Origin of the sequence: Vibrio sp. 10N.247.311.47 (genome assembly GCF_041467535.1) — a bacterium.
Classification (GTDB): Bacteria; Pseudomonadota; Gammaproteobacteria; order Enterobacterales; family Vibrionaceae; genus Vibrio; species Vibrio crassostreae_C.
Window position 1 is genome coordinate 1 of the sequence record NZ_JBFSUR010000028.1, and the last position, 26,350, is coordinate 26,350.

Sequence of the window (26,350 nt, forward strand, 5' to 3'; positions counted from 1 at the left end):
TATTCATCAACGAGTGCCCACACAGATTGATAGGTTTAAATTGTTAAAGAGCTTTGCTTATCGAAACTTTCTTTTTACAAAGAAACCCTTGAAAGCGGACGTGAATTCTAGCGATTTAATCTTAAGTGTCAAACACTTTTTAAAATTAATTTGTTTCGAACTTTCCGTCTTGCTGATTACCGCTGAAGCCTTGTGGCGTCTGCCGTGTCAGTGAGGCGGCATTATAGAGATCATCGTAAACATGGCAACCCCTTTTTTGATAAAAATTCAAAAAAGTTGCTTAAGTGTCTACTTTTACGTCAAAAGCGTCTTTCACAGGTCAAAGCTCATACAATTACAGGCATATCACTTAAAATTTCGCGACTAAATCTTTCGAAAATACCTCTATATCTAGTTCAATACTCCATTTATCACTCAGCTCTACGATGTTATCTAGCGACTGCTGAACCGTTTTTATCGTCAACGTATTATTGTCTAGGTCGTATACCTGTTTTTGCGTAGTGTAATAGAAGTAAAGGATAGTCAGCGCGTCTCGGTCGCCTTGTTCCGCTTTTGGCTGAATGCGCTTGAGCTTACGATAGATTTGATTGTGGATTTGTTTCAGGTTCCAAACATAAAGCGCTTCTTTGAAATACTCATGCCCTTTCACTCGGCTTGCGATAAACGCATTCAAAGCGACAGATAAGATCACCCCAAGTACGTTCAAATGAAAGTTCCCTGTCGATTCACCAGTAATTGAAGTCGCCGAGCCAAACAATTCGATCAGAATGGTGCCGAATACAATGGCAAACAATGCAAGTGACCCAACTAATGACACCAACAACAGGTTCATCTTCTTTCTATATTCTTCTTTATTAATCTTCTGTAACTTCACCGACAGCTTCCTTATGTAAGTCACTTTATAATTTTGCGCATACTATCTATGTAAACATTGGTTCGCTTCAACCCTTACCGTCTTGTAATGTGGTCATTCTCTATTTAATACTCAAAGTTCGCGGGTTGGTGCTAAGTGCAACTCCATTTGACTTCATTAATAGAAAAGAGTTACATACCGCCACAATTTTGGTTATTCATCAATTCATGTTGATAAAGTCCGTTTCGCTTTATCACATACTGACAAGGTACATTCCATGCGTTCATTTGTATTACGCGCTCGCGCAGCCCCTACAGAGAGCAAACTTATCTTAGAAGGTGTTGGGCAAGACGCTCATACTGAGATTCTGGCTCATACTCTGATGAACACGATCTTCGTTGCTCAATCTCACCGTGAGAATGTCACCGTGCATCTTGTGCTAGAAAGTACTAAAGACTTTTCACGTACCATTACATTCGATTCAAATGAAATCACCAACATTGGCGGCTTTCATGAATCTGCACTGTTATCTGCGGTAGTAAGAGCGGTTGACGCTTCTCAAGGCATGACAAAAGAACAAACACGTCAGGTAGAACCGGGCATCACTGTTCGTACGATGAGCTTTGAAAAGTTGGTCAAAGAACTGGCTGAAGACCACCAGCTATACATGATGGATAAGAAAGGTGACTTTATCCGTGATGCAGAGATTGCTGAAAACCCATGTTTCCTTCTTACTGATCACATCCCTATGCCGAAGAAAAGCTACAACAGCTTAAAGCGCTTAGGGACAGAAAAAATCAGCTTAGGCCCGAACATGCTGTTTGCTTCTCAGTGCGTTGTATTGATCAATAATGAGCTGGATATTCGCGGTTTCTAGCCTCCGGACTGATAAGCTAAACAAAAAAGAGCTCAACTATGTGAGCTCTTTTTTATTATCTATCTCTTTGTATCAATGGTGTTATCTCGAAATCAGACCTGATTAACCAAAGATGAAGCTGTATAGGAAGCCTGCACCCATCGCCATGCTTAGGATAACGAATAGGAATGCTGCAATCATTTGGTTATTGAAGATTGATTTAAGCAGGATAACTTCCGTCAAACTTGCACCTGCACTACCAATGATCAATGCCATTACTGAACCCAACGCCATACCTTTCTGTACTAGAGCTGCACTTAATGGGATTACCGCTTCAGCACGAATGTACAGTGGAATACCAATCACGGCAGCTACTGGAATCGCATACCACATACCTTCACCAGCGTACTGTGCAATTAGGTCTGTAGGAATGAAGCCGTAGATGAATGAACCAATCGCGATACCCATCATTAGGTAAGGGAAAACTTGTTTGAAGTCTTTCCAAGTTGAGAACCAAATTCTCATCCAACGACTAGGTTCTTTCTTCTCTACGATTTCAGCTGTTGCGCTTCCATCCGCTGAACAGCATGAAACCGTTACTTGTGGCTCTTCTTTTTTAGAATCGCAGCAAGATGTCTCTTTTGCCATTACTGGTGCAGGTTCGCCACATGCACTTGTACCACATGAAGATTCCGCTTTAACCGGTGCTGCTTTCTTAGGATCAGAATCACCACAGCTAGTGCCACAGCTTGAAGCTGAACCTGTTGATTCATACGCTTCAGGTTTTACGTAACGCTCAAAGCCAAGCTTCTCAAGTGCGTAACCAGCCACTACAGACACCGTCATTGCTACAAGGAAGTAGAACACAGCAACTTGCCAACCGAAGGTAATCACAAACAAACCAATGATCACTGGGTTCAATAGTGGGCTACCAAATAGGAACACCATCATTGGACCGAAACCCGCTCTTGCACGCAGCAATCCTTTTAAGAAAGGAATGGTCGAACATGAACAGAAAGGTGTAATTGCACCCAGTAGTGCTGCTACTACATAACCCTTACCATTACGTGAGCTCAGGATAGATTGAATCTGTTCTGGTGTAAGGAACTCTTGAAGAATCCCAACAATGTAGCTGATCGCTAAGAAAAAGATAATTAGCTCTACTGCTAAGAAAGCGAACATATCAAGTGCGTCTTTCAGCATTGTTAACATTTCATTGCTCATAATTAACTCCAAACTGGATTGAAGGTCGGGCTCTATGAGAAAAGTAACCAATCCTTAATTTCGAATATTCTCGAATTATAGAAATAAACAGCTCCAGAACAAGCATTATTTCGATAAAAATCGAAATAATTTTCAAAAACACAGTTTTTCAATAACTTACATAGACACCGTTTTTAAATTTGAATTCGACATACATTTCGACTAACATCGAAATTAAATCTTGAGGAGTTAATATGAACTTAGAAGTCGTTGCGAAAGCACTTAAAGAGTTGGGGCACCCTATTCGCCTAACCATTTATAAGAGTGTCGTTAAAGCTGGCTACCAAGGCATTGCAGTTGGCGGCCTACAAGAAGAGCTAGGCATTCCCGGTTCTACCTTGTCTCACCACATATCAAGCTTGGCGTCTGCGGGCCTAATCAGCCAAAGACGAGAAGGAAGAACTCTATTCTGCGTGGCGGAGTATGAGTGCCTAGAAGGTGTGATTGATTTCTTACAAGACGAATGTTGCGTAAATGAACAGTGCAACTAATGCACCTTTGAAGCTCGAACAAGTCTGGGCCGAGTATCAGCAAGCATTAAAGTCATTCCTGCATTCAAAGGTCAACAACTCTGCGGATGTAGACGACTTGCTCCAAGATATCTTGATTAAGACCTATCAGAACTTAGATAAGGTACAAGATGCTAGCAGTGTTAAGGCTTGGCTGTTCCAGTTAGCCAACAACACCATTATCGACTTCTACCGTAAGCATGCACGCCAACAACGTGATAGCCAAATTGATGCTGAAGATCTGTGGTTTACCGATTTAGACCACGACTCTGAATTTAAGCAGAAACTTTCATTGTGTATTGAACCTTTTATTAAGGCATTGCCAGAACAAAGTTCATCGCTACTGCTTGCGGTCGACATCAAAGGCCAAAGCCAAAAAGAGATCGCAGAAGCGCAGAACGTCAGCTATTCAACGGTTAAATCCCGCGTGCAAAAAAGCCGTGCTGATCTTAAGAACCTGTTTGAAGAGTGTTGTAACTTGTCCCTTGATCAACAAGGCAATGTGATTGATTGCGAGCTTAAGCCGAACGCCAGCTGCGGCAAGTGTTAATCGTTACATCGAATCCGTTATTTCAATAGAACAAAGCCAGCAATTAATGCTGGCTTTGTTGTTTCATAATCTGCAAATCACGCTTTGTTTATGCGAATCGAGTGCTTAAGCGAACCTAGTGCTTGATCGAACCGAACTATGCTGCTTCCGCTTTTACCACAGGTTGATAGCGCCCCGGTTTATGATTCATTGCTAGAATCAAGTTGGTGACTATCGCACCAAGCACAGACAGAAGAACCAATGACACATCAACAATGAACAGAGAAAGCACAACAATCGTGCAGTCTAATGCCATCTGAACCTTACCTGCTCGAATTCCAAAACGTTCTTGTAAGAACAACGCCAGAATGTTGAAGCCACCTAAGCTCATCTTGTGACGGAAAATCACCAGCATGCCGGTACCAATCAAGCCACCACCAAGTAAAGCTGCATACAATGCATGAATTTCGGCAATTTGAATCACGTGATACAAGTGATCCACGGCGAACGAAACAATCGAAACCGCGATAAACGTATTGATTGTGAAGCGCCAGCCCATACGAGCAACCGACAAAATATAGAAAGGTAAGTTAAGTGCGAAGAATACTTGGCCAAAGCTCAAATCTGTTACTTTGGTAATGAAGATCGCTAGACCAGCCGTGCCCCCGGTGAGCAAACCGACTTGGTTGAAAAAGATAACGCCGAGTGAAACCAATGCGCTACCTAAGATCAGTGCCAGTAAGTTTTCGCGAAGATTATGATCTTTATCCATGTGAATGACTCTCCCTGAATCTTTTAACATCGCGTTTCAGTAGTCTTGAAACGATTTATGCCCAAATTTACGATGTTTGACAGATAAGTCGAGTGAACGAGCAATGTTGCTTAGTGATTAGTTTGTATATTAGTTTTTACAGCTTTGTGAAACTTTAAATTAAACAGCTAGTTATAAGCCTTAATTTAGACTTTCATTCTTAATTAGATACTTGTTTCTATTAACTAACGAGCTTCAAGTTTTCTTATTTATTGAGCGCGTTTTATACCAATTCCAATCAAGCGACAATCTATGCATAAAACGCATAGACTACATCACAAATGGTCATTTGATACATACCCGACTCATCACTATGATGCGCGACTTCTTACAACATTGAGCGCATGTCAACACCGTATGTTTTCACAATCTCTTTTTGCCCAACTTGCCAGAATGACGTTATTCCTCGTCATTAGTTTGGTTATTGTGCATCACAGTCAGCCATTGATTGATCTCTTGGCTCAGCATGCCGTAAGCAGTGGTTGCCACCAGCAGTCAGGGCATGATCATTCTGGGCACGAACATCACCATGAGATGACTGACCAACACATGTCAGCGCAAGACCACTCACATCACCACCATTAATTTAAGAGTATTAGAATGAGCATTTTCCGTTTTCCTTTACTGGTATGGCTAGGGATAGGCACACTTATTATCAGTCTAGGGATCAGACAATCATTCGGCATTTTCATGATGCCAATTTCAGAGCATTTCGGCACGGGTCGAGAGTTTTTCAGCTTCTCTATTGCTCTACAAAACTTATTGTTCGGTGTGTTCCAACCTTTTGTTGGTATGGCCGCTGACAAATGGGGAGCAAGACGCATCATTATTGCTGGCGCATGTGCTTACGGTTTGGGTTTACTTCTTACCTCAATTTCTACCGAATCGAGCATGCTTTACGTTTCGTTAGGCGCACTGGTTGGTCTTGGCTTGAGTGCGACAAGTTACGTGATCGTGCTTGGCGCAGTAGCGAAAGTTGTACCAGCAGAGCACGCGGCTAAGGCGTTTGGCTTAACCACGGCTGCAGGTTCATTTGGTATGTTCGCGGTAATTCCGGGCGCACAATACATGCTGAATGAATTTGACTGGCAGAGTGCGATGCAAGTGTTTGGCGTACTGTGTTGTTTGATGATCTCTTTTGCGCTGTCCATGCGAGCGCCTAAAGCAGCCTCAAACAAACAAGCGCAAGCTGAAGAGAACCAAACACTCAAAGAAGCGTTGTCTGAAGCGTTTGCTCACAAAGGTTACTGGTTGATTCACGCGGGCTTCTTCGTGTGCGGTTTCCACGTAATGTTTATCGCAACGCACTTACCGAGCTATTTAGCAGATAAAGACCTACCCGCGAGCAGCGCTGCGATGGCACTGGCTTACGTTGGCATCTTCAACATCTTTGGGTCTTACTTCTGGGGTGTAATGGGCGACAAGTTCAGCAAACGCCACGTTATGTCTGCACTGTACTTAGTGCGTACTGTGGTTATCGGTGCGTTTGTGACTCTGCCTGTGACTGAATCAACCGCGGCTATCTTCGGTGCGGCCATTGGATTCTGTTGGTTGGGTACAGTTCCGCTAACGTCTGGCTTAGTTCGTCAGATCTTCGGTGCCCGTTACCTATCAACGTTGTACGGCTTGGTATTCTTTACTCACCAAGTGGGTAGCTTCTTAGGCGCTTGGGTGGGTGGTCGTATTTACGATTACTACGGTTCTTACGAGCCAATCTGGTGGTCAACGGTGGTGCTGGCATTTGCAGCAGCACTTATCCATTTACCAATCAATGACAAGCCCATTGAGCGACTGAAATTGGCAATGGCTTAACGTTTTATGCTGACTCCCCCACTAGCGTAAACAAGTCGTTCCAATAAAGCGAGTGAGTATTGAAAGGAAGCATCCTGAGATACTCACTCGCTTTTTTGTTGGTCGTTATAGTAGAAATTATAACTAGCGAAACTGGCATAAAGCTCACTGAATAATAAGACTATTATTTTAGTTTTCATTTATAGTATCCACCCGCTCCTTTAAAACTAATCCGCAGGCTTATGGAATACATAGATCAGACTGTCCTTATCGCAATGACACTCATTTTTGTCGGCTCGTTTGTGCAAACCGCAATCGGCTTTGGTTTGGCCATTGTTGCAGCCCCACTGCTGTTTTTGGTCTCTCCAGATTATGTGCCTGCGCCTATCTGTTTGATCGGTCTGTTTATCTCGTTATTCAACGCTTTTAAACATAGAGCAAATATCTCTATTGGCGGATTAAAAATCGCATTGCTGGGCCGTATTCCTGGGTCACTGGCAGGTGGTGCTTTGTTGGTGATGGTTTCAACGAGCGTGTTATCACTATGGTTGGGCTTATTGGTAGTATTTGCCGTGATTGTTAGCCTACTGCCCTTTAGACTCGAACCAACCCCAACTAAGATGGGTATTGCGGGGTTCTTCTCTGGGTTCTTTGGCACCAGTTCTGGTATTGGTGGTCCACCGATGGCACTGCTACTCCAACACCAAGATGCCAATCAGCTTCGTGGTAACCTTTCTGCGTTTTTCGTGTTTAGTTCGATCATTTCGTTGGTTGTACAGATCCCAATTGGCTTCTTCACGCTACACCACTTGATCATCACTATACCTTTGCTGCCTGCTGCTTGGTTGGGTTACAAAGTGGCGTTAATGACGACACAAAGCATCCCTAAAGAGAAGATACGCATTGGTTCATTACTGCTATGTTCTCTCAGTGGCTTTACGGCAATCTGGCAGGGTTTAGCTGGCTAGTTATTGGCGATAAAGACAAGAAGAAGAAAGACATCTTAGAAAACCAACACAAACACCCAGTAGATAAAAGGACGCTCTATGACTTACGACGAATTCAACGCATTCTGCGAGTCACTGCCTGCAACCAGTTATGTGATGCAGTGGAATAACTCTCACGTTTGGAAAGTCGGTGGCAAGGTGTTTGCGATTGGTGGTTGGGGACCGAAAGATGAGCCTGCGTTTATCTTCAAGGCGTCCGATCAGAATTTCGACTTTCTCAAAGAAGAGCCGGGCTATAAACCCGCACCCTACTTTGCTTCACGCGGTATGAAATGGATTCAGCTGTTTGAAAGCACGCCAGAAAGGGATGAGGAGCTGAGATACTATCTCATTGAGTCACACCGAATTGTGTCCTTAGGTCTAACCAAAAAGAAGCAAGCAGAGCTAGGGCTCAATCAGTAGCGTTTATTACGTACTGCTAATCTGAGCCCTTCTTTTGCAGTGAGGACGGATCCCTAAGAAGTCTGTTTCAAAAATGCAGGTAAATAGCGTTCTATTTTTTGCTCTGAGATAAGCGGCACCAATAAATAGATCAAACCCGCAAAGGCAATAGATCCGGCTAAGTCTTCTGGTCGATGCATGCCAAGCCAAACACGGCTATAGGCGACACCACCAGCCCAAACTAGTAAACCGCCGACTAGATAAAAGCGTTTCGCCTCTAGGAGAAGACCACCAAAGAACGCCAAACACACACCGACGAAAATCATATGTCCAGATGGGAAAGAGTAGTCAGTTTCACCCAACCAGTGACGCGTTCGCCACTCGCTCACCTTATCTTGTACAGACTCAATCGCAGCATTCTTTTCAACCAATGGTAATTCGTAAAACACTTCCGGCATATCAACCACTTCCTGCGTCACCAAATACTCAGAATAAGGACGAGGGCTCTCAGTGGAATGCTTTAAGAAGGTTTTCGCTGCAAAGCTAAGCACCAACAACAAGCCGAGCTGCAGACAAAGACTGACTAACTTCGCTTTGGAAAACTTCATCGTGAACAATACTAAAGACAAAATCGCTAGTGTTACCAAGAACCCTTGATTGCCCGCAGAGTAAGTCACAAACGTTATGAAGGCGCCATAGAAAGGCAAAACAGCACTTCCAAGGTCGAAGTCAGATCCAAAGATCAAAAAGGGTATGAGGGAATACAAACTTAGAACGAGCAGTAATAAGCCTTTGGATTTGTTAGAGAACAGAGAAGTCATGGCTAAGATCTTTTAGATAAAGTGGTCGGATGCTATCGCAGCTTAGCATCGTCAATATCAATTTTATGTCAAAACGGTCAGTCAGCCGTCATGGTGTAACAATATTCGATTAATGGACCTCTTGAGTATTGATTCGGTGAACAGCCACGCCAGCACCAATAATGTTCAACATCCATTTATGTTCATAGAGATAGCAAAAACCACTGAAACCAGACGAGACAAAGGCATCATCCCATTAATAGACTACCGGACGCGTTCTGCTGATAAAGTGAACACTTACCGGATTATAAGGCCAGAATCTTAAAAACTTTGCTGTCAGTCCTTTAAATCCACTATTGAAAGGATTACCATCTGGTCTGCTTTCAAAAGCAAAACAGATTATTAATTTTTATTCTCAGGGCGGGGCGAAATTCCCCACCGGCGGTATGTCCTTAGCAAAATCTAAAGATAAGCCCGCGAGCGCTCGATTCGTCGAGGTCAGCAGATCTGGTGAGATGCCAGAGCCGACGGTTATAGTCCGGATGAGAGAGAATGAAAACACACTCGTTTAAGTTGGAAAGGCGTACCCGCGTGAGTTGGGTTCGTACCTCCAACTTAGGCGGGTGCATTTCGTTTTGGATAAAACCATAATGAGCTAAAGTTGACTTGTAATGAGTAGGCTTTGTTGTGCTCGGTTGAGATCCCTCATACAGCCCTGATTCTGGTGATATTTTAGGAGTTTAACCATGAATCAGTCTTCACTACTTGCCGAATTTGGCGAACCAATCACTCGCGTTGAAAACGCACTGCAAGCTCTACGCGAAGGTCGTGGCGTACTTCTACTTGACGATGAAGATCGTGAGAACGAAGGCGACATCATCTACTCAGTAGAACACCTGACGAATGCTCAAATGGCGCTTATGATCCGCGAATGCAGCGGCATTGTGTGTCTGTGTCTAACTGACGAGCAAGCGAACCAACTTGAACTTCCACCTATGGTTGTTGATAACAACAGCGCAAACCAAACTGCGTTTACCGTAACTATCGAAGCGAAAGTTGGTGTAACAACAGGTGTTTCTGCCGCTGACCGTGTAACAACGATCAAGACAGCTGCAAATCCAACAGCTAAGCCTACTGACCTTGCTCGCCCTGGCCACGTATTCCCATTGCGTGCTCGTAAAGGTGGTGTACTTGCTCGTCGCGGCCACACAGAAGGCACAGTGGATCTTATGCAAATGGCTGGTCTTCAATCTGCCGGTGTACTGTGTGAAGTAACAAACCCAGATGGCACGATGGCAAAAGCGCCAGAGATCGTTGCTTTCGGTAAAATGCACAACATGCCAGTACTGACCATTGAAGATATGGTTATGTACCGCACTGAGTTCGACCTTAAGCTTGCATAACGCTTAATCGTCAGTGTCCAGCGCTGGCGATAATTGGATCGCTAATAAATATTGAAAGGCCTAATTCTTTAATGCTGTTTCTAGTAAATAGCATTAAAGAATTAGGCCTTTTTAATTTCCGTATTTTGAGACGAGCTAGAGATTGATCGCCGAAGTGTCCCTACCTATCGAAGCCTCCCCAACCTAGTCACAAGAAAAGCGTAACCTCTCAAAAAGTCCTGCAAAATATGAGAAAAATTCACTCGAATGGTGAAGTCATGCACCATTATTGAACATCCATAAATAGAGAAAAAACATAAGCAATTGAAATTTAACAATTATATATTTTGGCACGGTGTCTGCACTACCACTAAGTAGGTATACAGATATTAGGAGTAGAATATGTTTGTAGTTATTTCAGTGGGTTTATCCCTATTAGTACTTTCCGCCCTGTATCATTTCTCAAGGAAGAGAGAAACAGCGCTATCACACCGGTTCGAAACCTTAGTTTTGCTTAGAGAGCTATTGCTGTTATCACGTAAACATCGCGCTGCAACGCATTACGCTCTGGCGTATAAATTGTCTAGCGACTCGATTCGTAAAGTGAACGAGATTTACGACAACATACTTGAGGCCTCTGAATTGCTTCAATCTCATGTTTCGTTTGATAGTCGCCCTATGTATCGCATCTATCACCTTAAGCTCATTGCCATGCACAGCGACTGGCAAAACCGCAGCTTGGTGCGTAACCAATCGATTCATGGCAAAACAATTCGCCACAGCATGTTCTTGATGGATGAAGTGATGATCATCTGGCTGATCCAGTCTGAGCGAGAAGACATGAGTAGTGAATACCACATGAATTGGCAACAGATCTTAGACTGCATGGAGATCTTGACCAAGCTGAGAATGTGCATACCTGATATGGAGAAGCCTGAGGAGTATGCGAGATTCAAATTCTACGCATCTCAGACACACCGCAAACTCAACCAATTATCGATTATCTGCCCTATCAGCAGTGGGTCACCCATTTGTACACGTGCGATGCATGCACTTACCGAGATCGCATCAAGCACTGAAGCGACCCAACCAGCAGATAGCATGTACGAGTTAACCAGTGATATCTCTACTGTGGTATCGCAAGTCTACGACCAAGTATTATCAGACATTACCAAAAGCTTGTATCAGCCTTTACCTAGCATCAACGATAAGGTAATAAATACCCGATTATCCGTGCATCATTACATATAAAGACTTCGTGAGAGGAGAGCGTGCTGGAACTCTGAATTATTGAGTTCAAATCCGATATCACCTTTGATATCGGATTTTTGTATTTATGGGCTTTTAAAATTCTATCGCTATGTATCATTGCCTATGAAGTTTCAAACATCGCCAGATTTGATATCGCTAGACCAAGCTTCTGCGGCAAAATCAATGAACTGACGAACAACCGGCAGCTGATAACTACGAGACAAATACACCGCCCACAGCACACTACTCGGTGAAACAAACTCATCCAATATTCGTATCAATTTGCCATTCGCAATCAGTGGGTTGGCTAAGTCACAAGGTAAATGAATTACCCCTTTCCCGTGCTGTGCGGCGCGAGTTAGCACTCCAACATCATTAGCCTTGATAGTGCCAGACACCTCAACTGAATAGTGTTGATTGTCCTTAACAAAATCCCACTTAGAAACATTCAAGTGACGAAAACAATTGTGTTGTCGAAGCGCCTCGACCGTTTCAGGTTCACCATGTTTGTCTAAGTAGGCTTGCGAGGCACACACCACTGAATCAATAACCATTAGCTTTCGTGCAATCAAACTATCATCAGGTTGATCGGTATAACGAAGTGCAATATCGATCCTCTCATCCACCAGCTGAGTAAAGCGGTCTGAGGCAAACAGTTCGACCGTGATATTAGGGTGGCGCTCGGTGAACTGTTCGACCACATCCAACAACATGTGCTGAGTTAAACCAATCGGAGCTGCAATTCGAATGGTTCCAGAAAGATCATCGGTTTGATTGAGTGAAGTAACTTCTAGCTCAGCGGTCTCATGGAGGATCTTCTCACAGCGCTGCAGAGCGATTTCCCCTGCCGCGGTTAAGCTCACCTTTCGAGTCGTCCTATGTAATAGCCTCTGCTTCAGCCACCCTTCTATCTCTTGAACATGACGTGAAACCTGTAAACGGCTCATGTCCAAATGCTCTGCTGCTTGAGTAAAACTGGCGCAATTTGCGACTTCAACAAAGCTACGCATCGCCGTCAACCTGTCCATCACACTCTCCCTTACCGACTTAACCAAGCCTATTAGATAACTGTATAGATACAATCTACATCATTTCACGATATTTATCGCAATCTAGTGAGCTATTAGACTGCAATGGCTGTCGAGAAACAGACTCAATAAATTAGATAATTGGAGAGACATTATGAAAATTGCAGTATTAGGCGCATCAGGTTGGATTGGTAGTCACATAGCTAAAGAAGCTCAATCTCGCGGACACGAAGTTGTTGCTGTTGTAAGAGATGCAAGTCGCGTAGAAATCAGCGATGTTGAAGTTCGTTCATTTGATTTACAAGATGAAGCAGCAAGTCTAGCGACCGCTTTCTCAGGCGTTGATGCGGTAATTGCTTCGATTGGTGGACGCGCTCTAGGCAATCACGACATCGTAAAAAACACAGCAGTTAAGTTGCTTGATACATTGCCAAGCATTGGCATCGAACGTCTACTTTGGGTAGGAGGTGCAGGCTCATTAGAAGTGGCGCCAAACGTACCGTTAGTTACCGTTCCTGACTTCCCTGCGGACTACAAAAACGAAGCGCTAGCACAGGGTGAAGCGCTTGAAGTGTTCAAACAATCTAATGACAAGGTTAACTGGACATTCGTTAGCCCTGCTGCGGAAATCTTCCCGGGCGATAAGCTATCAACCTACCGCACAGGTGGTGATCAACTGCTCACTGACGAAGATGGCAACAGCAAAATATCCGTCAGCGATTACGCTATTGCGATGATTGATGAACTAGAAGCTGGCAAGTTCCCACGCCAACGTATTGGTGTCGCTTACTAGTCAGCTCATATATAAAAACTAAAAAAGCCGCTTGTTCAAAACAATGCGGCTTTCTCATCTTTATATTGAGCATTCCTTTAATCCAATGGCAGGTGACCCGTTTTCACTAGGATAACCGTCTCTTCTTCCACATAAGGGAAATGCTCGCTCATATGAGGGCTGCGCATCCATGTGTGTTTTGGATACTCGCCATGCTCATCTTTAAAAGTGCCTGACAACACAAAGATCTCTTCACCACCAAAGTGACGGTGCGGCTGAAAACGTTCGCCAACAGGCCACTTCACTAAAGCGACATGCTCGTGCTCGAATTCATGCAGTGGCATCACTTGTAAACCACCAATACCCGGAAGCCACTCTGTTTCTAGAGTATTAATGCGAACTTGAGTTAAGTCTCTCGCATCAAACTGGTTGAGCTTCACCAAGATCGTGCAGCCATTTTTGCTTGATGGAGAATGCGCACTGCCCGGGGGATTACGGATATAAGTACCGGCAGGGAAATCTCCAGTTTCATCAGAGAAAACACCGTCTAACACGAAGATTTCTTCGCCTTGCGGATGCGGGTGCTCAGAAAACGAAGATTCCGGTTCGTACTTCACAACACTGGTCGTGTGACCTGATTCTTTCTCTTCTCTTTCAAGCGGCTTACGCCATACCCCTTTGGCAGGGCTCGCGATCCAATCTAATGTCTCGGTTTCTATAACCAGTCTCTTTGAAAAGTCCATGTTGAACATAATGGCGACCTTACTCTTGTTATCGTTTTAATTATTATTGTTGTCTTTCTCGTTTCTATTCTACGCGAATACTCATCAAGGAGGCCATCTCGCTGCTATTTGCCTACGCGACAGCCTCCTGAAAAGAAGCCTAATTAATTACGGCCAGCGATCACACCGCCATCAACATCCCAGATTGCACCCGTGACCCAATCAGCACTGTCTGACAGTAAGAAAGAGATGCTATTAGCGATATCTTTCGGTAAACCGACTCGACCAATCGGATGGAACGCGTTGAAGCCTTCTAACGCTTGATCCACTTCTTCCGGCTTAATGAAAGATTCGTAAATCGGTGTTTTAACCACAGCCGGGGAAACCGCATTCACACGAATGTTATGCTCAGCCAGTTCCATTGCCATGTGTTGTGTTAATGCGTGCAGGCCAGCTTTAGCCATTGAATAGGCAGAAGATGGCGTCGCTTTGATTGCTTGCTTACCCCACATAGAACCAACGTTAACCACACTGCCGCCGCCGTTCTTGATCATCAACTTGCTTATCGCTTGAGTAATGAAGAAGGTTGCTTTATTAAGCTGCATGTATTGCTCGTAATCAGATTCTTGGTGCTCAATAAACGCTTTAGGGTTGAAGTAACCTGCAGCATTAACAAGGTAACCAATACCTTCTTCGAGCGACTCTAAATACGCAATAAGGCGAGACACACTCGCATCATCATAAAGGTTAGCTTGCCAACCAGAAGCGTGGCCTAGTGATTGAAGTTCTGACACCGCTTTATCTAACTTAGTTGGGTTATTACCGACAACCAGCACATGGATGTTTTGAGCGACTAACTGCTTCGCTGTTTCAAAGCCCATGCCGCTTGTGCCACCAATTACGACTGCAATACCATTTTTAGTGAAGTTCATTTTGTTATCTCCTAAGTCATGTGAACGTGGTAATCTTAGGCTTTGAACTAACACTATGAATAGTAAGTACAAATCGGTTAGGTAGGTACTTATTGGTACATCTTTATGAAAAATCAGGAAAACTTTTTTTCAAGAAAATCGGCACCAGAGCGTTCCGCTCGTATGGTCGAAACCATCTACGGCTGTAAATGGTCGCTAACGGTTTACCAATTACTGGCAAATGGCATTAATCGCCCCGGTGAAATGGTGCGCTCGGTCGAAGGGTTATCGACCAAAGTATTGAATGAATGCTTGAAGCGAAATGTTGAGTTTGGGATTTTGGATAAGCAGATGTTCAACGAACTCCCACCAAGAGTTGAATATCAAGTGACGCCCTTTGGTGAGAAGTTCTTACTGATTCTGGATCAACTGGAAAGTCTACAAAACGAAATCGACGAGATGTAAGCCCAAGCAAATCCACTCTATTCCAAATAATGGACAGCACGCACTATTTAGCTGACTGGCATTTGCTCAAAGCGACCTTTTACAAAATCAATGAAGGTTCGAATTCGACTTGGTTGATAGCGGTCTCGATGGTAGATCGCTGAAAAGTCCACTTTAGGCACTATCCACTCATCAAACACTTGCAGCAGTTGCCCGTCGTTGAGTTCTTGTAAGCAATAGATAGTTGGAACACGAATAATTCCGTTGCCCGACTTCGCGCCCTGTACCAACACTCGTCCATTCTTACATTGCAACCTGCCCGTCACATGCACATCGACTGTTTTCTTAGTATCGTCCAGTGCTTGAAAGCTCCACTTACGCACCGAACCGGTTAAGCAATCATGGCGGATCAGATCTTTAGGATGGCTTGGCTTCCCTTTGCGAGTGAAATACTCAGGGCTCGCGAGTGTTCCCATTTCAATATCCAATAGCTTTCTTGCGATAAAGCCCGCGTCTTCTAAGCTCCCCATACGAAAAGCGATATCAAAGGCGTCTTCAATCAAATCGACTCGGTTACTACTGAAATCAAGGCTGATGCTGATGTCTGGGTAGAGCTGCATAAACTCATTGACCAGATCCGCGATGATCACTTCACCCAAATAACCGCCAACACAGTTTACTTTTATGTCGCCACGTACTTCTTCGACATCATCCACAGCAGCAATCAGAGCTTGGTCTATATTATCTAAGGCTTGTTCACATCTCGCGTACAGATCTTGCCCAGCGTGAGTCAGCCTTAAGGTTCGAGTAGTGCGGATAAACAGAGTCACTCCCATTTGCTTTTCTAGGCTACTCACTTGGCGTGATACGTGAGAGCGTGACACATCCAGCTCCTCCGCCGCTTTGGTGAAGTTACCTAAACGAGCGATAAGCACGAAAGAACGAATATCAGACAGGTTAATTTGATTGAGCATGGCCGCCAGCTTACTTGTGAAGTTATGAGATAGACGCTTTATTGTTGCACCACAGCAACAGTGTTTCAAGTAAAGTGCTATATATCAACAATTCTATTTTCCTTAATATACCTCCATCGCAACGAAGCAAGGCAACAAGCACTTGATTCGAATGCACTTAAACAATACGTCGTAGCCAACCGACGCAATAAAAGTACAGAGGAAATAAAATGAAAAAACTAATCGTAATTACAGGTGCAAGCTCTGGTATTGGTGAAGCAATCGCTCGTCGTCTAAGCGATGAAGGTCACCCTCTACTACTTTTAGCTCGTCGTATTGACCTCCTTGAAGCGCTGAACCTACCAAACTCTCTATCTGTGAAAGTAGACGTAACAGACAAAGCGTCTTTTGATGCAGCAATCGCACAAGGTGAAGAGAAGTTTGGCCCTGTAGATGCACTTATCAACAATGCTGGTGCAATGCTTCTTGGTCAAATTGATACTCAAGACGCACAAGAGTGGAAGACAATGTTCGATGTAAACGTGATTGGTCTTCTAAACGGCATGCAGTCTGTACTTGCTCCTATGATGGAACGCAACACAGGTACTATCATCAACATCAGCTCAATTGCGGGTAAGAAAACATTCCCAAGCCACGCTGCTTACTGTGGTACTAAGTTCGCGGTACACGCTATCTCTGAGAACGTTCGTGAAGAAGTAGCAGCTTCAAATGTTCGTGTTACTACTATCGCACCGGGTGCTGTTGAGACTGAGCTTCTGTCTCACACTACATCTCAAGAGATCAAAGACGGTTACGATTCTTGGAAAGAAGACATGGGCGGTGTATTGGCAGCTGACGATATTGCTCGCGCTGTATCATTCGCTTACCAACAACCACAGAACGTATGTATCCGTGAGATTGCTCTAGCACCAACTAAGCAACAGCCATAGGCCTTTGCTATCGCGACTAAATCAGCGATGAACTAAAAAAGCGCCACGACTTAACAAGTTGTGGCGCTTTTATTTTGATTCAATCTAATTGCTAGCAGTAAGCGAGATTAGAACTCAACGCGGTAAACTGATGTGCTACCGCTCACTTCATTGCCGACAGCGATAAAGTGGCTACCTGAACGCGTAAAATACTTAATTGATTCAGGACCTAGGTCACCCGCTTTAAAGTTGTAAGTATCGTTGTCGCAATCACCGTCTTCATCAACCTTAGTGCACACTGGTTGTGTGAAGTCTCGGTTGTTCAAGTAGCTGATGAAACTTGCGTTCTTAGGCTGTGTTACGTCGTAAACCATGATGCCACCTTGGCGCTCAAGTCCAATAAAGGCATAGTGCTTGCCGTTGATCTCAGCCACTTCGATCGCTTCAGGCTCTACACCTTTATCATCACTACGATCGTCACCGCTTTGGTTGTTATCATTGGTGCTGTTGAAGTTTGCAGGATCTTGCTCAAGTACGATTCGAGCAAAATCATCACCGCTATCAAACACTAACTCGCCTGACTCATCCCAAATAGAGAAAGAACGGCTACCGAATGCTTGAATCTCTTGGTCAGCAGCGAGTGTCCCTTGTGGCTTAATCACTTTAAGACGAGCAAGTTGCTTGTTGTCTTTCAACGCGCCTGCTAATGGGTGGTTAGCGTCAACGTCTAACTTCTTGCCGCGTACTTCATCGACATGCGCGATACAAAAGTCTTTTTCTGTGGTGTAGTTTTCGGTGCCTTGATAATCGTCACCGTCCCACTCAAAACCTTTCTCATCACATATTTTTTGCGTGGTCTTGATGCCATATTCACGACCATCACCTTCGTTCGCAGTCACAATATAGGTGTTGCCCTCAACACTGTAGCTAGTGATGCTATCTGGCATGTAAAGGCCTTCTAACATTGCGTAGCTTTGTAGATTACCGATGTTTTTGTCTTTGTTTGACGCATCCAACTGAGCGGTATCCCAAAGCTTGCCGCCTAATCCCAGAATTGCATCGACTTGTGCACTCGCCACATCAATGGCTGCCAATGCGTTGTTCTCTTGAAGGGCAACGTAGAGTTTTCCGTTATCAGCAAACGTTAGATATTCAGGTTCTAGATCTTGAGCAACGGTTGCATTCGGCGCAGAGATTCGAACCTTGTCGGTCAGCTCTGCATGGCGAGGCTGACCTTGATTGAATGCCTTAAAATCGATCTGCGTGACTCTTGCTTGCAGAGGACCATAAGTTAAATCCACCAGTGTCACTGAACCTTCAGGGTCAATGCTGTAATCCGCATTCGGCTCACCTTCATTTGCAGAGGCAATATAGCGACCATCTTTCGAGAAGCTCACCATGTCTGGCAGTGCACCAGCTGTGTAAGTGGTGATCAGCTCTAATGTGTCTGAACGATAAAGTGCAATGATGCCGTTTCGTTGCTTGTCGGCATTTTCAATAGCGACAGCAACTAATCCTTGATGAGTCGACACACTATTCGCTGCACCAATATCAACACCCGAAGCTGCAGCCGCTGATTGAAGATCAATAGAACCCGAAGATGTTGGTTCGCTAGCTGAGTTCATTGATAACACATCGACTTTCTGCGCTTGAGCGTTCACAACATAAAGCTTATCGGTACATGAATCGTAGCTGACGATTTCGGCTGCTGAGGTATCAAACGGGGCGTCGGCAATAGCACGACCAACCAGACTGATTCCGGTAACAGTGGCATCTGTCTTGTTCGGTTGTTGAATGGATTGGCATTGAAGGCTAAAAGCATCAAGTGATGTTTGAGATGATCCTGCAGTCATTGAAGTTGACTGAGAGCACCCAACCAGAGCAGAACTTACCGCGATAGGCAGTAATAAAGTCAGCTTATTAAATTTACGATTCATATATCCTCCATAATTAGAACCGCGATCATAGAGGGCTGTTATGACAGTTATCTTTCTCTTTTATTAACAATAAATGACGACAATCAGTTCGCTTTACCCATAACAACACTAGGTTAGATTGAGCGTTTAATTAACGAGCAAGCAAAAAAAAGCGCCCAAGCTGGCTGGTGCTTGAGCGCCTTTAATAAACTTAAAAGGTTGATTAGAAGTTGTAACCACCACCTATCATGAATACCCATGGGTCGATATCAACGTCTGTAGAGTAATCAGTACCGCCCAAATTATATTTAGCCGTCGTATCAATATCTATATACCAAACTGACGCATTCAAGAACCAATCGTCGTTGATCATGTAATCCATACCGATGTTTGCCGCCAAGCCCCAAGAGTCATCAAGTGATACATCGCTCAATCCATCGATCTTCGAACCTTCGTCAAAGAAGACCGTGTAGTTTATGCCGCCGCCTACATAAGGACGGAAGTCACTCTCTGCGGTACCAAAGTAATACTGAACCATAAACGTTGGTGGTAAATGTTTGGTATCAGCTATTTCACCAAGACCAGTCGCAGAAATATTGTGAGAAAATGGGGTTGCAGCTAATACTTCAAAGCTGATGTTATCTGTAAACATGTAGCCAAAAGTCAAACCAAGTTGAGTGTTTGAGTCTACAGAGAATTCTGTATTTGGATCATTCAACACAGCGCCACTACTATCGTTAGGAGATACCGTTGCTGCACCTGCACGGATGATGAAATCACCTTCTTTATGAGCAAGAACATTGGTTGACATAAGAGCCGCAATAACCGCAATACCACATACTGTTTTTTTCATTATAATTTCCTTTTGGGGGCTTAATCTTTGTTGGTGAATGAGTAATCATTTCTTATTTTGCGTGCAAGGTATCATAGAATAACCCTACTTTATTGATGGAAATCAATTTGTGAAAAGTTGTGATTATTTATGTAAATTTATATCGACCCGATCACTTTATCTCTTCATTTTATTGACAGTTTTGTAATGCAACTTTTCCGTGCGTCATTTTGTTAATCCAATCCCTTCACTTTGCTCAGCTCTCTTTGGATCAAAATAGAGCAAGCCAATATCTCGCACGCATCATTTTGGTGCAGCTCTACAAGAATCAATCTTGCCGCGTATAATATTCAATGAGTTACATTTGGCTTAGTGCTTGCAAGTCTATGTTCATAATCATAAATACATTGAGGTTCTGATCATGCAAGACACTCTAACAATCGTTCTGGCCGGCGGTGTTGGCTCTCGGCTTTCCCCTCTCACTGATAACCGTGCAAAACCTGCGGTACCCTTTGGTGGCAAATATCGAATCATCGATTTCACTCTCGCGAACTGCTTACATTCTGGGCTACGCCAAATTTTAGTGCTGACTCAGTACAAGTCTCACTCTTTGCAAAAACATTTGAGAGATGGTTGGTCGGTGCTTAACCCCGAGCTCGGCGAATACATCACCAATGTTCCCCCACAAATGCGAACCGGTGATAGCTGGTACAGCGGTACTGCCGATGCAATTTATCAAAACTTGTATCTGCTTTCTCGCAGTGAAGCCAAGCATGTGGTGGTGTTATCCGGTGACCATATCTATCGCATGGATTACGCGCCAATGCTCAAGCAGCACAAAAAGAACGAGGCCGACCTAACCGTGGCGTGCATGGAGGTTTCGATTGACGAAGCCAAAGAGTTTGGTGTGATGGAGATAGATGAATCTCTAGAGATCAATAACTTTACCGAGAAGCCACGTTACCCTGCATGTGTACCTGGTAGGCCGACTCGAAGCATGGCTTCAATGGGAATTTACATCTTTGATAAAGAAGTACTGACACAGGCATTATTGGCAGACGCAGAAGATCCAGACTCAAGCCACGATTTTGGTAAAGACATCATTCCTAAATTGGTGGGCAACAACAGTGTTTACGCATACAAGTTTGGGGATGAAGAAGGCCGAGTGACCCAAGATGCGTACTGGAGAGATGTTGGTACTATCGACTCTTATTACCAATCCAACATGGACCTGTTAAAGCCAGCTTCGCCTATCGATTTATATCAACCTGATTGGGCAATTCGTACTTACGAACCGCAGCTGCCACCCGCACGAACCATTGCTTCGGTAGAGGGAAATCAAGGGATTTTCATCAACTCGATGATCGCGAATGGCGTAGTGATTGAAGGTGGCTCAGCGCAAAACTCAATCTTCTTCCCGAAAGTGAAAGTCAGCAATGCCGCGATTGTGATTGATAGTATTCTGTTTGAAGATGTTGAGATTGGAAAAAATTGCCACATACAAAACTGCATCATCGACAAGAACGTTAAGGTGCCTGACGGAACCCAGATCGGTCTTGATAGCCTTGCCGATGCGAAACGCTTCCACATATCAAAACAAGGCGTGATTGTGGTGCCCTCTTCTTACCAATTTGAAGAGTAACCTTTAACGTTGAAATAGCTTTTCTTTAAACGAAAAAAGGCAGCGAATTCGCTGCCTTCTTATTTACTCACACAGCTTCAGTTAAGCCTTAACTGTCCATGTATTCGATTAAACAGAAACCTTAGAAAGGCCCTAACTCAATCATTTGAGCAATCACAACAGAAACCAAAGCGCCTACCGACCAGAACAAGAACAGTGGTAAGAAGAAACGAACCCACTTGGTGTAAGGCACTTTTGCAATAGCCAATACCGCTAACAAGCCACCATTAGTTGGGTAAATATAGTTAGAGATACCATCACCCAATTGAGAAGCCAGTGCTGCCACTTGGCGAGTCACTTCACCAATATCTGCCAACGGAATAATGATTGGCATGGTGATCACCGCTTGGCCACTGCCTGATGGAATAAACAGGTTGATCGCAGCCTGCGAGAAGTAGATACCTGCCGCCGCAACAAGCTTAGAACTGCCTGAAATGATCTGCGCAAGATAGTAGATAATCGAGTCGACAATCTTCGCGTCTTCCATGATGGTCAACACCGAACGCGCAAAGAAGATGATCAACACCGCAACCAATACATCGCTGACACCTTTGGTCCAATATTCACAAATCTTGTTAGGAGACAATCCTGCCACCAAGCCAGGAATGATCGCCATTGCCACAAACGCACCTGCGATCTCAGTAAAGCCAAAGCCCATCGTCAGAGTACCGAAGATCATGTATGCGAACACGCCTAAGAATGCGATACCTGCTAGCTTCTCACGAACCGTCAGAGACTTAGCTTCAACGTTTGATTCGTAGTGGTAACCCGTGCCGTGTAACAAGCCGTTAGTTGGATCTTGTTTTACTTTTCTTGCGTAATTCAACACATACCAAGCACCGGTCAGCAGCATAAACATGCCGACAATAAAGCGATACCACATGCCTGAATACAAAGGCAGCTCAGCGATAGTATGTGCAATACCCGTGAAGAGTGGGTTTGCCAACGCCGCAGCAAAACCTGCACAACTTGCCAGTAGAACAACGCCTAACGCTGTAATCGCATCGTATCCAAGCTTGATACAGATCGGAATCATCAATGAGATGAAAATAACATCCAGTTCACGCATACCGGTGAAGGTCACGTTGAAGAAGATCGCCGTCATGATCACTGGCGCGATCACATATAAGCCTTGTTTCTTAAGCTTAGTGGTGAGCGCAACAACCGATGCGTCCAGCAGACCCATGTGTTTGATGATACCGAAAGCACCACCAACAAATACCACAACACCCATCACGCCAGAAGCGGATTTGAAGCCTTTAAAAAATGATTCGAAAAAAGAGGTTAATGTTGTTGGGTTGCTTGCTAATAGTGTATAGCTGTCTGGGTCGATCACCGTGCGGCCATTCATAACCACTCGTTCAAACTCGCCTGCAGGGATAAAGTAGGTTGCGATTGCTGCAACGATAACCATGATGACTAAGGAAAGAAATGGATGGTTTACTTCTTTCTCTGTCGAAGCTGTATTACCAGCTGGAGATGTAGGTACGGATGTAGATACCGTAGACGTCATATAGACTCCTTACTTGTCAGCAACCAAGTAATACTTGGCGCCAGAGGGATTTTTGGAAAAACGAAACCCTTCACGCAGAACGTAGTTCGCGCTAACTAGGCTGTTTCTAAAAGGCCTTTGATAGATGGTGCTCTCAAATGTACATAGTGAAGTAGCGAGAACTACTCTCTTTGCGTCCGAGCAAAATGCAGATGTTCAGCCAAGTTAGGCCAAACTGAATGAGGTCATTACAAGCAGATAAACAGAAAACTCTGTTTGGGTAATGCGTTTTTTATCAATTACAAAGACAAGCGGCGCATACTAGCATAACGAGCGGTAAAATGTCAGAAAAGTGTGAGTTAAGTCATGTTTTGGTGGGGGTATAAAAAGCGCCCTGCAAACCAGAGCGCTTTTCGGAAATGGAATAAAACTACTTAGGTGCTAGCTCGTAGTTCTCTTGCATCTCATGAGGGGCAATACCGTACTCATAATCCGCTAAGTAACCGTCCTTATAAACCTTCATCCCTTTTTCATCCCAACTCACTTTAATCACGGCTATTTTGCCATCTTCGCTGCCCATTAGCTCAAGCATTTCAGCATCAATCTTAATGGCTTTGATGGTTTTAATACGCTTAAACGGCTTAAATTCAGTGGCCGAGAATACGATGGCCGAGCGATAACGCTTAAGCTTGAGTCCAATCGCAAAGATTCTCGATTGTTGCTCAAACTGCAACATATTGATCTAGGCTCAATTGATGAGTCTCGCATTTCAGAACTTGTGCGATTCAAAGTCGAAACGCCGGTTCGCTATGAAGGTGACATTAATTATTGGCGTCAGGGCGTCGAATTTCCTGTCGATCAACTGGCATCCAATAAAGAAGTCGATATTCGAGCACGCATTACCATACCCGAGTCTCAACTCACAGCAGGAGAGTTTCACTTCAATATGGAGTGGGCAGTTGAGTGTCTATAAATTAGTAACTTAAGCTGATTTTTTAATCAAAGAAGAAAAAGTGAGTGAGCTGGAAAGAAAATCAATGGAGTGACAAGTTCGGAATTATAAAACCGATAAAGAGAGATTCACTGGGAATTCTCTGTAGGTTAGCGCAAATTATCAAGGATGGAGTTTTTTTGAACATGTCTTTAAAACACGAAACATAATATGCGATCAGTTCATCGGACTTTCAAGGGAGTAACAAGAGAATATTTGATAACACTGAAGTCAATCACACATGTGCTAATTCTCAGTTGGTTAATCTATGCGATGTTTGCTACGTTTAAATGACACAGTCATTGGAAAGGTATGATTTATGAAAATAAATGTTCAAACACATCATGTATCAATTAACGACGAGTCACGCAAAGACATCGAAGGTAAATTCGAGAAGATATCTAACCATTTCCCATCACTGATCAGTTGCGACATCATCATTACTAAAGAACACGGTCAACATCAGGTTGAAGTATTCACCAACTACGAAGGTGTACGAGTAACAGCAAAATCGACAGACGATGTTATGTACCCAGCTATCGCTGCAGCACTTAAGAAACTTGAAGCGGGCCTAAGTAACCGTAAGGGACAATTGAAAGCCGACCTACACGAGAAACCAACAAGCACGAAGCCAGAGATTGCTTCGGACATCATCCAAGAGATGAAATTGGTATAAATCGATAAGTAGTTAAAGCGAAATAAAGAATAGAAACTTATTAAGAATTTCAAAGCCAGCATACGTTGCTGGCTTTTTCGATCTTAAAGCCAAGCAAACCTTCGCTTCTTTACCGTCCCTCGAATTCAGCTCAACCCCACATCATTATTAACGCCCTTAAGTTCTTAGCAGCTATAACAATCACTTGTGGGATTTGATACAGTTATAAGCAGAAATTTAGACCACAACGGAATGTTTATTATGAAGAAAATCGCGTTGATACTTTTCCTTGCTACTCAATTAATGGCTTGTACCGAGGTTGGCAGTGAAGCTTGGTGTGCGGATATGAAAGAAAAGCCTAAAGGTGACTGGACGGCTAATGAAGCGGGCGATTTTGCCAAGCACTGCATTTTCTAGGTGGGTTGTATTTAGCAGTTCAGTACACCCCACTCAATGAAGCAAGTGAGTAGTTGCAGTATGGTTTACTTATCTCTGTAAAACGGTACAAACAAAAAATCGCATAAGTTAACGCTTATGCGATTTTTGTATGGAGAGATTCCTAGCTAATTTGTTAGGAACTTAAAGAACAATCATCCCATCTCGATAAGTCAGTGATGGTGCTACATCTTGACCAAGTAAGACTGGGCCATCGAGGTCGACGATTTCAGATTGAACGGCGATAGGCAGAGCTGCACGCATCGCCAGCGATGTACCGAGCATACAACCCGACATCAGCGTAAATCCTAGCCTTTGAGCTTCTTCAGCAAGTACCAATGCTTCGGTCAAACCACCTGTTTTATCGAGCTTGATGTTGACCATTTCATATTTGCCTGACAAAGATGAAAGTTGCGAAGTGGTATGACAGCTTTCATCAGCACACAGTGGTATCGGGTGCTTGATGTGCGCCAATGAGGCATCGTGCTGTTGGGGTAACGGCTGCTCGATCATCGCAATATCAAATTCTACCAGTTGATTGAACAACTCTTCGAGATTCAATCCTGTCCACGCTTCATTCGCATCCAATACAATTTGAACATCTGCCGCAGCTTCTCGTACCGCGCGAACACGCTCTACCACCTGCTCGCCGTCAAGCTTCACTTTCAGAAGTTTCGCACCATTCGCGACATAGTCTCGAGCCTGAGTCGCCATGGCTTCTGGCGTGCCAATCGAGACTGTCATTGCAGTCACGATTTGAGCAGGCAACTCAAACAAGCTATTCGGAAACGTCTGGTCGTTCTGCTGAGCTTGATAATCCCAAAGCGCACAATCGACCGCATTGCGCGCTGCCCCTCCGGTCAATAAAGACTGAAGATGATCTCTTAGCTCTGCCGGATCAGTAACGCCTCGTTCAAACATAGCTTCAAGTGCGCTAGACGCTTGTTGGATTTGCGCTAACACAGACTCCGATGACTCGCCGTATCGTGGGTAAGGCGTGCATTCGCCCTGAGCTCGTTTGCCACCATGTTCAATGTAAACACGAACAACGTGACACTCAGTTCGACTGCCACGAGAGATGCGAAAAGGCGTTTGCATCGCGATAATAATGGGTTCAGCTGTAATCTTCATAATTTCACTCGGTTGATGTTCACTT

The 26,350-nt window shown here is 44.1% G+C and carries 29 protein-coding genes, 1 pseudogene and 1 riboswitch; of the genes and pseudogenes, 16 read left to right on the forward strand and 14 right to left on the reverse strand.

What is annotated here, in order from left to right:
* A partial coding sequence (locus tag AB6E51_RS17500; RefSeq protein WP_372140022.1) for a hypothetical protein occupies positions 1–214 on the forward strand: 214 nt, incomplete at its 5' end.
* A 135-nt stretch (positions 215–349) separates the two neighbouring features.
* Here AB6E51_RS17500 and AB6E51_RS17505 read toward each other — a convergent pair.
* Positions 350–874 (reverse strand): DUF3087 family protein, encoded by a 525-nt coding sequence (locus AB6E51_RS17505; protein ID WP_017070390.1) that lies wholly within the window; start codon positions 872–874, stop codon positions 350–352.
* A gap of 256 nt (positions 875–1,130) precedes the next feature.
* Here AB6E51_RS17505 and trmY point away from each other — a divergent pair, with 256 nt between their 5' ends.
* The gene (gene trmY, locus AB6E51_RS17510) at positions 1,131–1,730 is read left to right on the forward strand and encodes a tRNA (pseudouridine(54)-N(1))-methyltransferase TrmY (protein ID WP_004733046.1); all 600 of its coding nucleotides are present in this window, start codon (positions 1,131–1,133) and stop codon (positions 1,728–1,730) included.
* A gap of 102 nt (positions 1,731–1,832) precedes the next feature.
* On the opposite strand, the gene AB6E51_RS17515 is transcribed toward trmY, so the two are convergent.
* Positions 1,833–2,933 (reverse strand): permease, encoded by a 1,101-nt coding sequence (locus AB6E51_RS17515; protein ID WP_372059093.1) that lies wholly within the window; start codon positions 2,931–2,933, stop codon positions 1,833–1,835.
* Between the two features lie 233 nt (positions 2,934–3,166).
* Between AB6E51_RS17515 and AB6E51_RS17520 the strand changes: the two genes are divergently transcribed.
* Both AB6E51_RS17520 and sigZ read left to right on the forward strand, forming a co-directional pair.
* The gene (locus AB6E51_RS17520; RefSeq protein ID WP_004733042.1) at positions 3,167–3,463 is read left to right on the forward strand and encodes a helix-turn-helix transcriptional regulator; all 297 of its coding nucleotides are present in this window, start codon (positions 3,167–3,169) and stop codon (positions 3,461–3,463) included.
* Complete coding sequence (sigZ, locus tag AB6E51_RS17525) at positions 3,447–4,031, forward strand: RNA polymerase sigma factor SigZ (protein ID WP_372059092.1); 585 nt, start codon at positions 3,447–3,449, stop codon at positions 4,029–4,031. Before AB6E51_RS17520 ends, sigZ begins: the two co-directional genes overlap by 17 nt.
* 136 nt (positions 4,032–4,167) lie before the next feature.
* Here sigZ and AB6E51_RS17530 read toward each other — a convergent pair whose 3' ends face one another.
* Both AB6E51_RS17530 and AB6E51_RS17535 read right to left on the reverse strand, forming a co-directional pair.
* A complete protein-coding gene (locus tag AB6E51_RS17530) occupies positions 4,168–4,782 on the reverse strand; it encodes a YitT family protein (RefSeq protein ID WP_017065874.1) in 615 nt (204 codons plus the stop codon).
* Between the two features lie 460 nt (positions 4,783–5,242).
* The gene (locus AB6E51_RS17535; protein ID WP_017061698.1) at positions 5,243–5,392 is read right to left on the reverse strand and encodes a hypothetical protein; all 150 of its coding nucleotides are present in this window, start codon (positions 5,390–5,392) and stop codon (positions 5,243–5,245) included.
* Between the two features lie 29 nt (positions 5,393–5,421).
* Here AB6E51_RS17535 and AB6E51_RS17540 point away from each other — a divergent pair, with 29 nt between their 5' ends.
* From AB6E51_RS17540 to AB6E51_RS17550, 3 genes are all read left to right on the forward strand, one after another.
* A complete protein-coding gene (locus AB6E51_RS17540) occupies positions 5,422–6,633 on the forward strand; it encodes an MFS transporter (protein WP_372059091.1) in 1,212 nt (403 codons plus the stop codon).
* Positions 6,634–6,854: 221 nt separating this feature from the next.
* Entirely contained in the window at positions 6,855–7,580 is a 726-nt protein-coding gene (locus tag AB6E51_RS17545) for a sulfite exporter TauE/SafE family protein (protein WP_170962367.1), read from the forward strand.
* Positions 7,581–7,658: 78 nt separating this feature from the next.
* On the forward strand, positions 7,659–8,021 hold the full coding sequence (locus AB6E51_RS17550; RefSeq protein ID WP_017065872.1) for an MmcQ/YjbR family DNA-binding protein: 363 nt from the start codon (positions 7,659–7,661) through the stop codon (positions 8,019–8,021).
* A 53-nt stretch (positions 8,022–8,074) separates the two neighbouring features.
* On the opposite strand, the gene AB6E51_RS17555 is transcribed toward AB6E51_RS17550, so the two are convergent.
* Positions 8,075–8,821 carry a phosphatase PAP2 family protein gene (locus AB6E51_RS17555; protein WP_017064917.1) on the reverse strand — a complete coding sequence of 249 codons (747 nt, stop codon included), beginning with the start codon at positions 8,819–8,821 and terminating at the stop codon, positions 8,075–8,077.
* A 386-nt stretch (positions 8,822–9,207) separates the two neighbouring features.
* A riboswitch (FMN riboswitch) is annotated at positions 9,208–9,358 on the forward strand.
* 188 nt (positions 9,359–9,546) lie between these two features.
* On the opposite strand from AB6E51_RS17555, the gene ribB reads away from it, so the two are divergent.
* Positions 9,547–10,203: a 3,4-dihydroxy-2-butanone-4-phosphate synthase gene (gene ribB / locus AB6E51_RS17560; protein WP_004733029.1), complete on the forward strand. Its 657-nt coding sequence runs from the start codon at positions 9,547–9,549 to the stop codon at positions 10,201–10,203.
* A 381-nt stretch (positions 10,204–10,584) separates the two neighbouring features.
* Positions 10,585–11,433 carry a hypothetical protein gene (locus AB6E51_RS17565; protein WP_372059090.1) on the forward strand — a complete coding sequence of 283 codons (849 nt, stop codon included), beginning with the start codon at positions 10,585–10,587 and terminating at the stop codon, positions 11,431–11,433.
* 131 nt (positions 11,434–11,564) lie between these two features.
* Here the strand turns inward: AB6E51_RS17565 and AB6E51_RS17570 are convergent, their stop codons facing one another.
* The gene (locus AB6E51_RS17570) at positions 11,565–12,461 is read right to left on the reverse strand and encodes a LysR substrate-binding domain-containing protein (RefSeq protein WP_372059089.1); all 897 of its coding nucleotides are present in this window, start codon (positions 12,459–12,461) and stop codon (positions 11,565–11,567) included.
* 154 nt (positions 12,462–12,615) lie between these two features.
* Here AB6E51_RS17570 and AB6E51_RS17575 point away from each other — a divergent pair, with 154 nt between their 5' ends.
* A complete protein-coding gene (locus AB6E51_RS17575; protein WP_372059088.1) occupies positions 12,616–13,254 on the forward strand; it encodes an NAD(P)-dependent oxidoreductase in 639 nt (212 codons plus the stop codon).
* 77 nt (positions 13,255–13,331) lie between these two features.
* On the opposite strand, the gene AB6E51_RS17580 is transcribed toward AB6E51_RS17575, so the two are convergent.
* Positions 13,332–13,985 (reverse strand): cupin domain-containing protein, encoded by a 654-nt coding sequence (locus AB6E51_RS17580; RefSeq protein ID WP_102449299.1) that lies wholly within the window; start codon positions 13,983–13,985, stop codon positions 13,332–13,334.
* Between the two features lie 134 nt (positions 13,986–14,119).
* A complete protein-coding gene (locus tag AB6E51_RS17585; protein WP_280532545.1) occupies positions 14,120–14,887 on the reverse strand; it encodes an SDR family oxidoreductase in 768 nt (255 codons plus the stop codon).
* A gap of 105 nt (positions 14,888–14,992) precedes the next feature.
* Between AB6E51_RS17585 and AB6E51_RS17590 the strand changes: the two genes are divergently transcribed.
* Positions 14,993–15,331: a helix-turn-helix domain-containing protein gene (locus AB6E51_RS17590; RefSeq protein WP_004741127.1), complete on the forward strand. Its 339-nt coding sequence runs from the start codon at positions 14,993–14,995 to the stop codon at positions 15,329–15,331.
* 47 nt (positions 15,332–15,378) lie between these two features.
* On the opposite strand, the gene AB6E51_RS17595 is transcribed toward AB6E51_RS17590, so the two are convergent.
* On the reverse strand, positions 15,379–16,284 hold the full coding sequence (locus AB6E51_RS17595; RefSeq protein ID WP_102429229.1) for a LysR family transcriptional regulator: 906 nt from the start codon (positions 16,282–16,284) through the stop codon (positions 15,379–15,381).
* Positions 16,285–16,493: 209 nt separating this feature from the next.
* On the opposite strand from AB6E51_RS17595, the gene AB6E51_RS17600 reads away from it, so the two are divergent.
* The gene (locus AB6E51_RS17600; RefSeq protein WP_372059087.1) at positions 16,494–17,213 is read left to right on the forward strand and encodes an SDR family oxidoreductase; all 720 of its coding nucleotides are present in this window, start codon (positions 16,494–16,496) and stop codon (positions 17,211–17,213) included.
* Between the two features lie 107 nt (positions 17,214–17,320).
* Here the strand turns inward: AB6E51_RS17600 and AB6E51_RS17605 are convergent, their stop codons facing one another.
* Entirely contained in the window at positions 17,321–19,129 is a 1,809-nt protein-coding gene (locus AB6E51_RS17605) for a choice-of-anchor I family protein (protein ID WP_372059086.1), read from the reverse strand.
* Positions 19,130–19,331: 202 nt separating this feature from the next.
* Positions 19,332–19,961, reverse strand: a complete 630-nt coding sequence (gene ompW, locus AB6E51_RS17610) for an outer membrane protein OmpW (protein WP_372059085.1) — start codon at positions 19,959–19,961, stop codon at positions 19,332–19,334.
* Positions 19,962–20,361: 400 nt separating this feature from the next.
* Here ompW and glgC point away from each other — a divergent pair, with 400 nt between their 5' ends.
* Positions 20,362–21,582, forward strand: a complete 1,221-nt coding sequence (gene glgC / locus AB6E51_RS17615) for a glucose-1-phosphate adenylyltransferase (RefSeq protein ID WP_372059084.1) — start codon at positions 20,362–20,364, stop codon at positions 21,580–21,582.
* Positions 21,583–21,703: 121 nt separating this feature from the next.
* Here the strand turns inward: glgC and AB6E51_RS17620 are convergent, their stop codons facing one another.
* Both AB6E51_RS17620 and AB6E51_RS17625 read right to left on the reverse strand, forming a co-directional pair.
* Complete coding sequence (locus AB6E51_RS17620; RefSeq protein ID WP_372059083.1) at positions 21,704–23,134, reverse strand: YfcC family protein; 1,431 nt, start codon at positions 23,132–23,134, stop codon at positions 21,704–21,706.
* 409 nt (positions 23,135–23,543) lie between these two features.
* Positions 23,544–23,771: pseudogene (locus AB6E51_RS17625) on the reverse strand (hypothetical protein); the annotation flags it as partial.
* Positions 23,772–23,828: 57 nt separating this feature from the next.
* Between AB6E51_RS17625 and AB6E51_RS17630 the strand changes: the two are divergent.
* From AB6E51_RS17630 to AB6E51_RS17640, 3 genes are all read left to right on the forward strand, one after another.
* Entirely contained in the window at positions 23,829–24,086 is a 258-nt protein-coding gene (locus AB6E51_RS17630) for a hypothetical protein (protein ID WP_229648214.1), read from the forward strand.
* A gap of 337 nt (positions 24,087–24,423) precedes the next feature.
* Positions 24,424–24,780, forward strand: a complete 357-nt coding sequence (gene hpf, locus AB6E51_RS17635) for a ribosome hibernation-promoting factor, HPF/YfiA family (RefSeq protein ID WP_017061680.1) — start codon at positions 24,424–24,426, stop codon at positions 24,778–24,780.
* A 240-nt stretch (positions 24,781–25,020) separates the two neighbouring features.
* Positions 25,021–25,176 (forward strand): DUF3012 domain-containing protein, encoded by a 156-nt coding sequence (locus tag AB6E51_RS17640; RefSeq protein ID WP_017061679.1) that lies wholly within the window; start codon positions 25,021–25,023, stop codon positions 25,174–25,176.
* Positions 25,177–25,338: 162 nt separating this feature from the next.
* Here AB6E51_RS17640 and dgcA read toward each other — a convergent pair whose 3' ends face one another.
* Positions 25,339–26,325 (reverse strand): N-acetyl-D-Glu racemase DgcA, encoded by a 987-nt coding sequence (gene dgcA, locus AB6E51_RS17645; RefSeq protein ID WP_372059082.1) that lies wholly within the window; start codon positions 26,323–26,325, stop codon positions 25,339–25,341.
* Positions 26,326–26,350: the final 25 nt, after the last annotated feature.

Coding starts and splice junctions, on each gene's coding strand:
- trmY (WP_004733046.1), top strand. CDS start 1,131: ATGCGTTCATTTGTATTACGCGCTCGCGCAGCCCCTACAGAGAGCAAA.
- AB6E51_RS17515 (WP_372059093.1), bottom strand. CDS start 2,933: ATGAGCAATGAAATGTTAACAATGCTGAAAGACGCACTTGATATGTTC.
- AB6E51_RS17520 (WP_004733042.1), top strand. CDS start 3,167: ATGAACTTAGAAGTCGTTGCGAAAGCACTTAAAGAGTTGGGGCACCCT.
- sigZ (WP_372059092.1), top strand. CDS start 3,447: ATGAACAGTGCAACTAATGCACCTTTGAAGCTCGAACAAGTCTGGGCC.
- AB6E51_RS17530 (WP_017065874.1), bottom strand. CDS start 4,782: ATGGATAAAGATCATAATCTTCGCGAAAACTTACTGGCACTGATCTTA.
- AB6E51_RS17540 (WP_372059091.1), top strand. CDS start 5,422: ATGAGCATTTTCCGTTTTCCTTTACTGGTATGGCTAGGGATAGGCACA.
- AB6E51_RS17545 (WP_170962367.1), top strand. CDS start 6,855: ATGGAATACATAGATCAGACTGTCCTTATCGCAATGACACTCATTTTT.
- AB6E51_RS17550 (WP_017065872.1), top strand. CDS start 7,659: ATGACTTACGACGAATTCAACGCATTCTGCGAGTCACTGCCTGCAACC.
- AB6E51_RS17555 (WP_017064917.1), bottom strand. CDS start 8,821: ATGACTTCTCTGTTCTCTAACAAATCCAAAGGCTTATTACTGCTCGTT.
- ribB (WP_004733029.1), top strand. CDS start 9,547: ATGAATCAGTCTTCACTACTTGCCGAATTTGGCGAACCAATCACTCGC.
- AB6E51_RS17565 (WP_372059090.1), top strand. CDS start 10,585: ATGTTTGTAGTTATTTCAGTGGGTTTATCCCTATTAGTACTTTCCGCC.
- AB6E51_RS17570 (WP_372059089.1), bottom strand. CDS start 12,461: ATGGACAGGTTGACGGCGATGCGTAGCTTTGTTGAAGTCGCAAATTGC.
- AB6E51_RS17575 (WP_372059088.1), top strand. CDS start 12,616: ATGAAAATTGCAGTATTAGGCGCATCAGGTTGGATTGGTAGTCACATA.
- AB6E51_RS17580 (WP_102449299.1), bottom strand. CDS start 13,985: ATGTTCAACATGGACTTTTCAAAGAGACTGGTTATAGAAACCGAGACA.
- AB6E51_RS17585 (WP_280532545.1), bottom strand. CDS start 14,887: ATGAACTTCACTAAAAATGGTATTGCAGTCGTAATTGGTGGCACAAGC.
- AB6E51_RS17590 (WP_004741127.1), top strand. CDS start 14,993: ATGAAAAATCAGGAAAACTTTTTTTCAAGAAAATCGGCACCAGAGCGT.
- AB6E51_RS17595 (WP_102429229.1), bottom strand. CDS start 16,284: ATGCTCAATCAAATTAACCTGTCTGATATTCGTTCTTTCGTGCTTATC.
- AB6E51_RS17600 (WP_372059087.1), top strand. CDS start 16,494: ATGAAAAAACTAATCGTAATTACAGGTGCAAGCTCTGGTATTGGTGAA.
- AB6E51_RS17605 (WP_372059086.1), bottom strand. CDS start 19,129: ATGAATCGTAAATTTAATAAGCTGACTTTATTACTGCCTATCGCGGTA.
- ompW (WP_372059085.1), bottom strand. CDS start 19,961: ATGAAAAAAACAGTATGTGGTATTGCGGTTATTGCGGCTCTTATGTCA.
- glgC (WP_372059084.1), top strand. CDS start 20,362: ATGCAAGACACTCTAACAATCGTTCTGGCCGGCGGTGTTGGCTCTCGG.
- AB6E51_RS17620 (WP_372059083.1), bottom strand. CDS start 23,134: ATGACGTCTACGGTATCTACATCCGTACCTACATCTCCAGCTGGTAAT.
- hpf (WP_017061680.1), top strand. CDS start 24,424: ATGAAAATAAATGTTCAAACACATCATGTATCAATTAACGACGAGTCA.
- AB6E51_RS17640 (WP_017061679.1), top strand. CDS start 25,021: ATGAAGAAAATCGCGTTGATACTTTTCCTTGCTACTCAATTAATGGCT.
- dgcA (WP_372059082.1), bottom strand. CDS start 26,325: ATGAAGATTACAGCTGAACCCATTATTATCGCGATGCAAACGCCTTTT.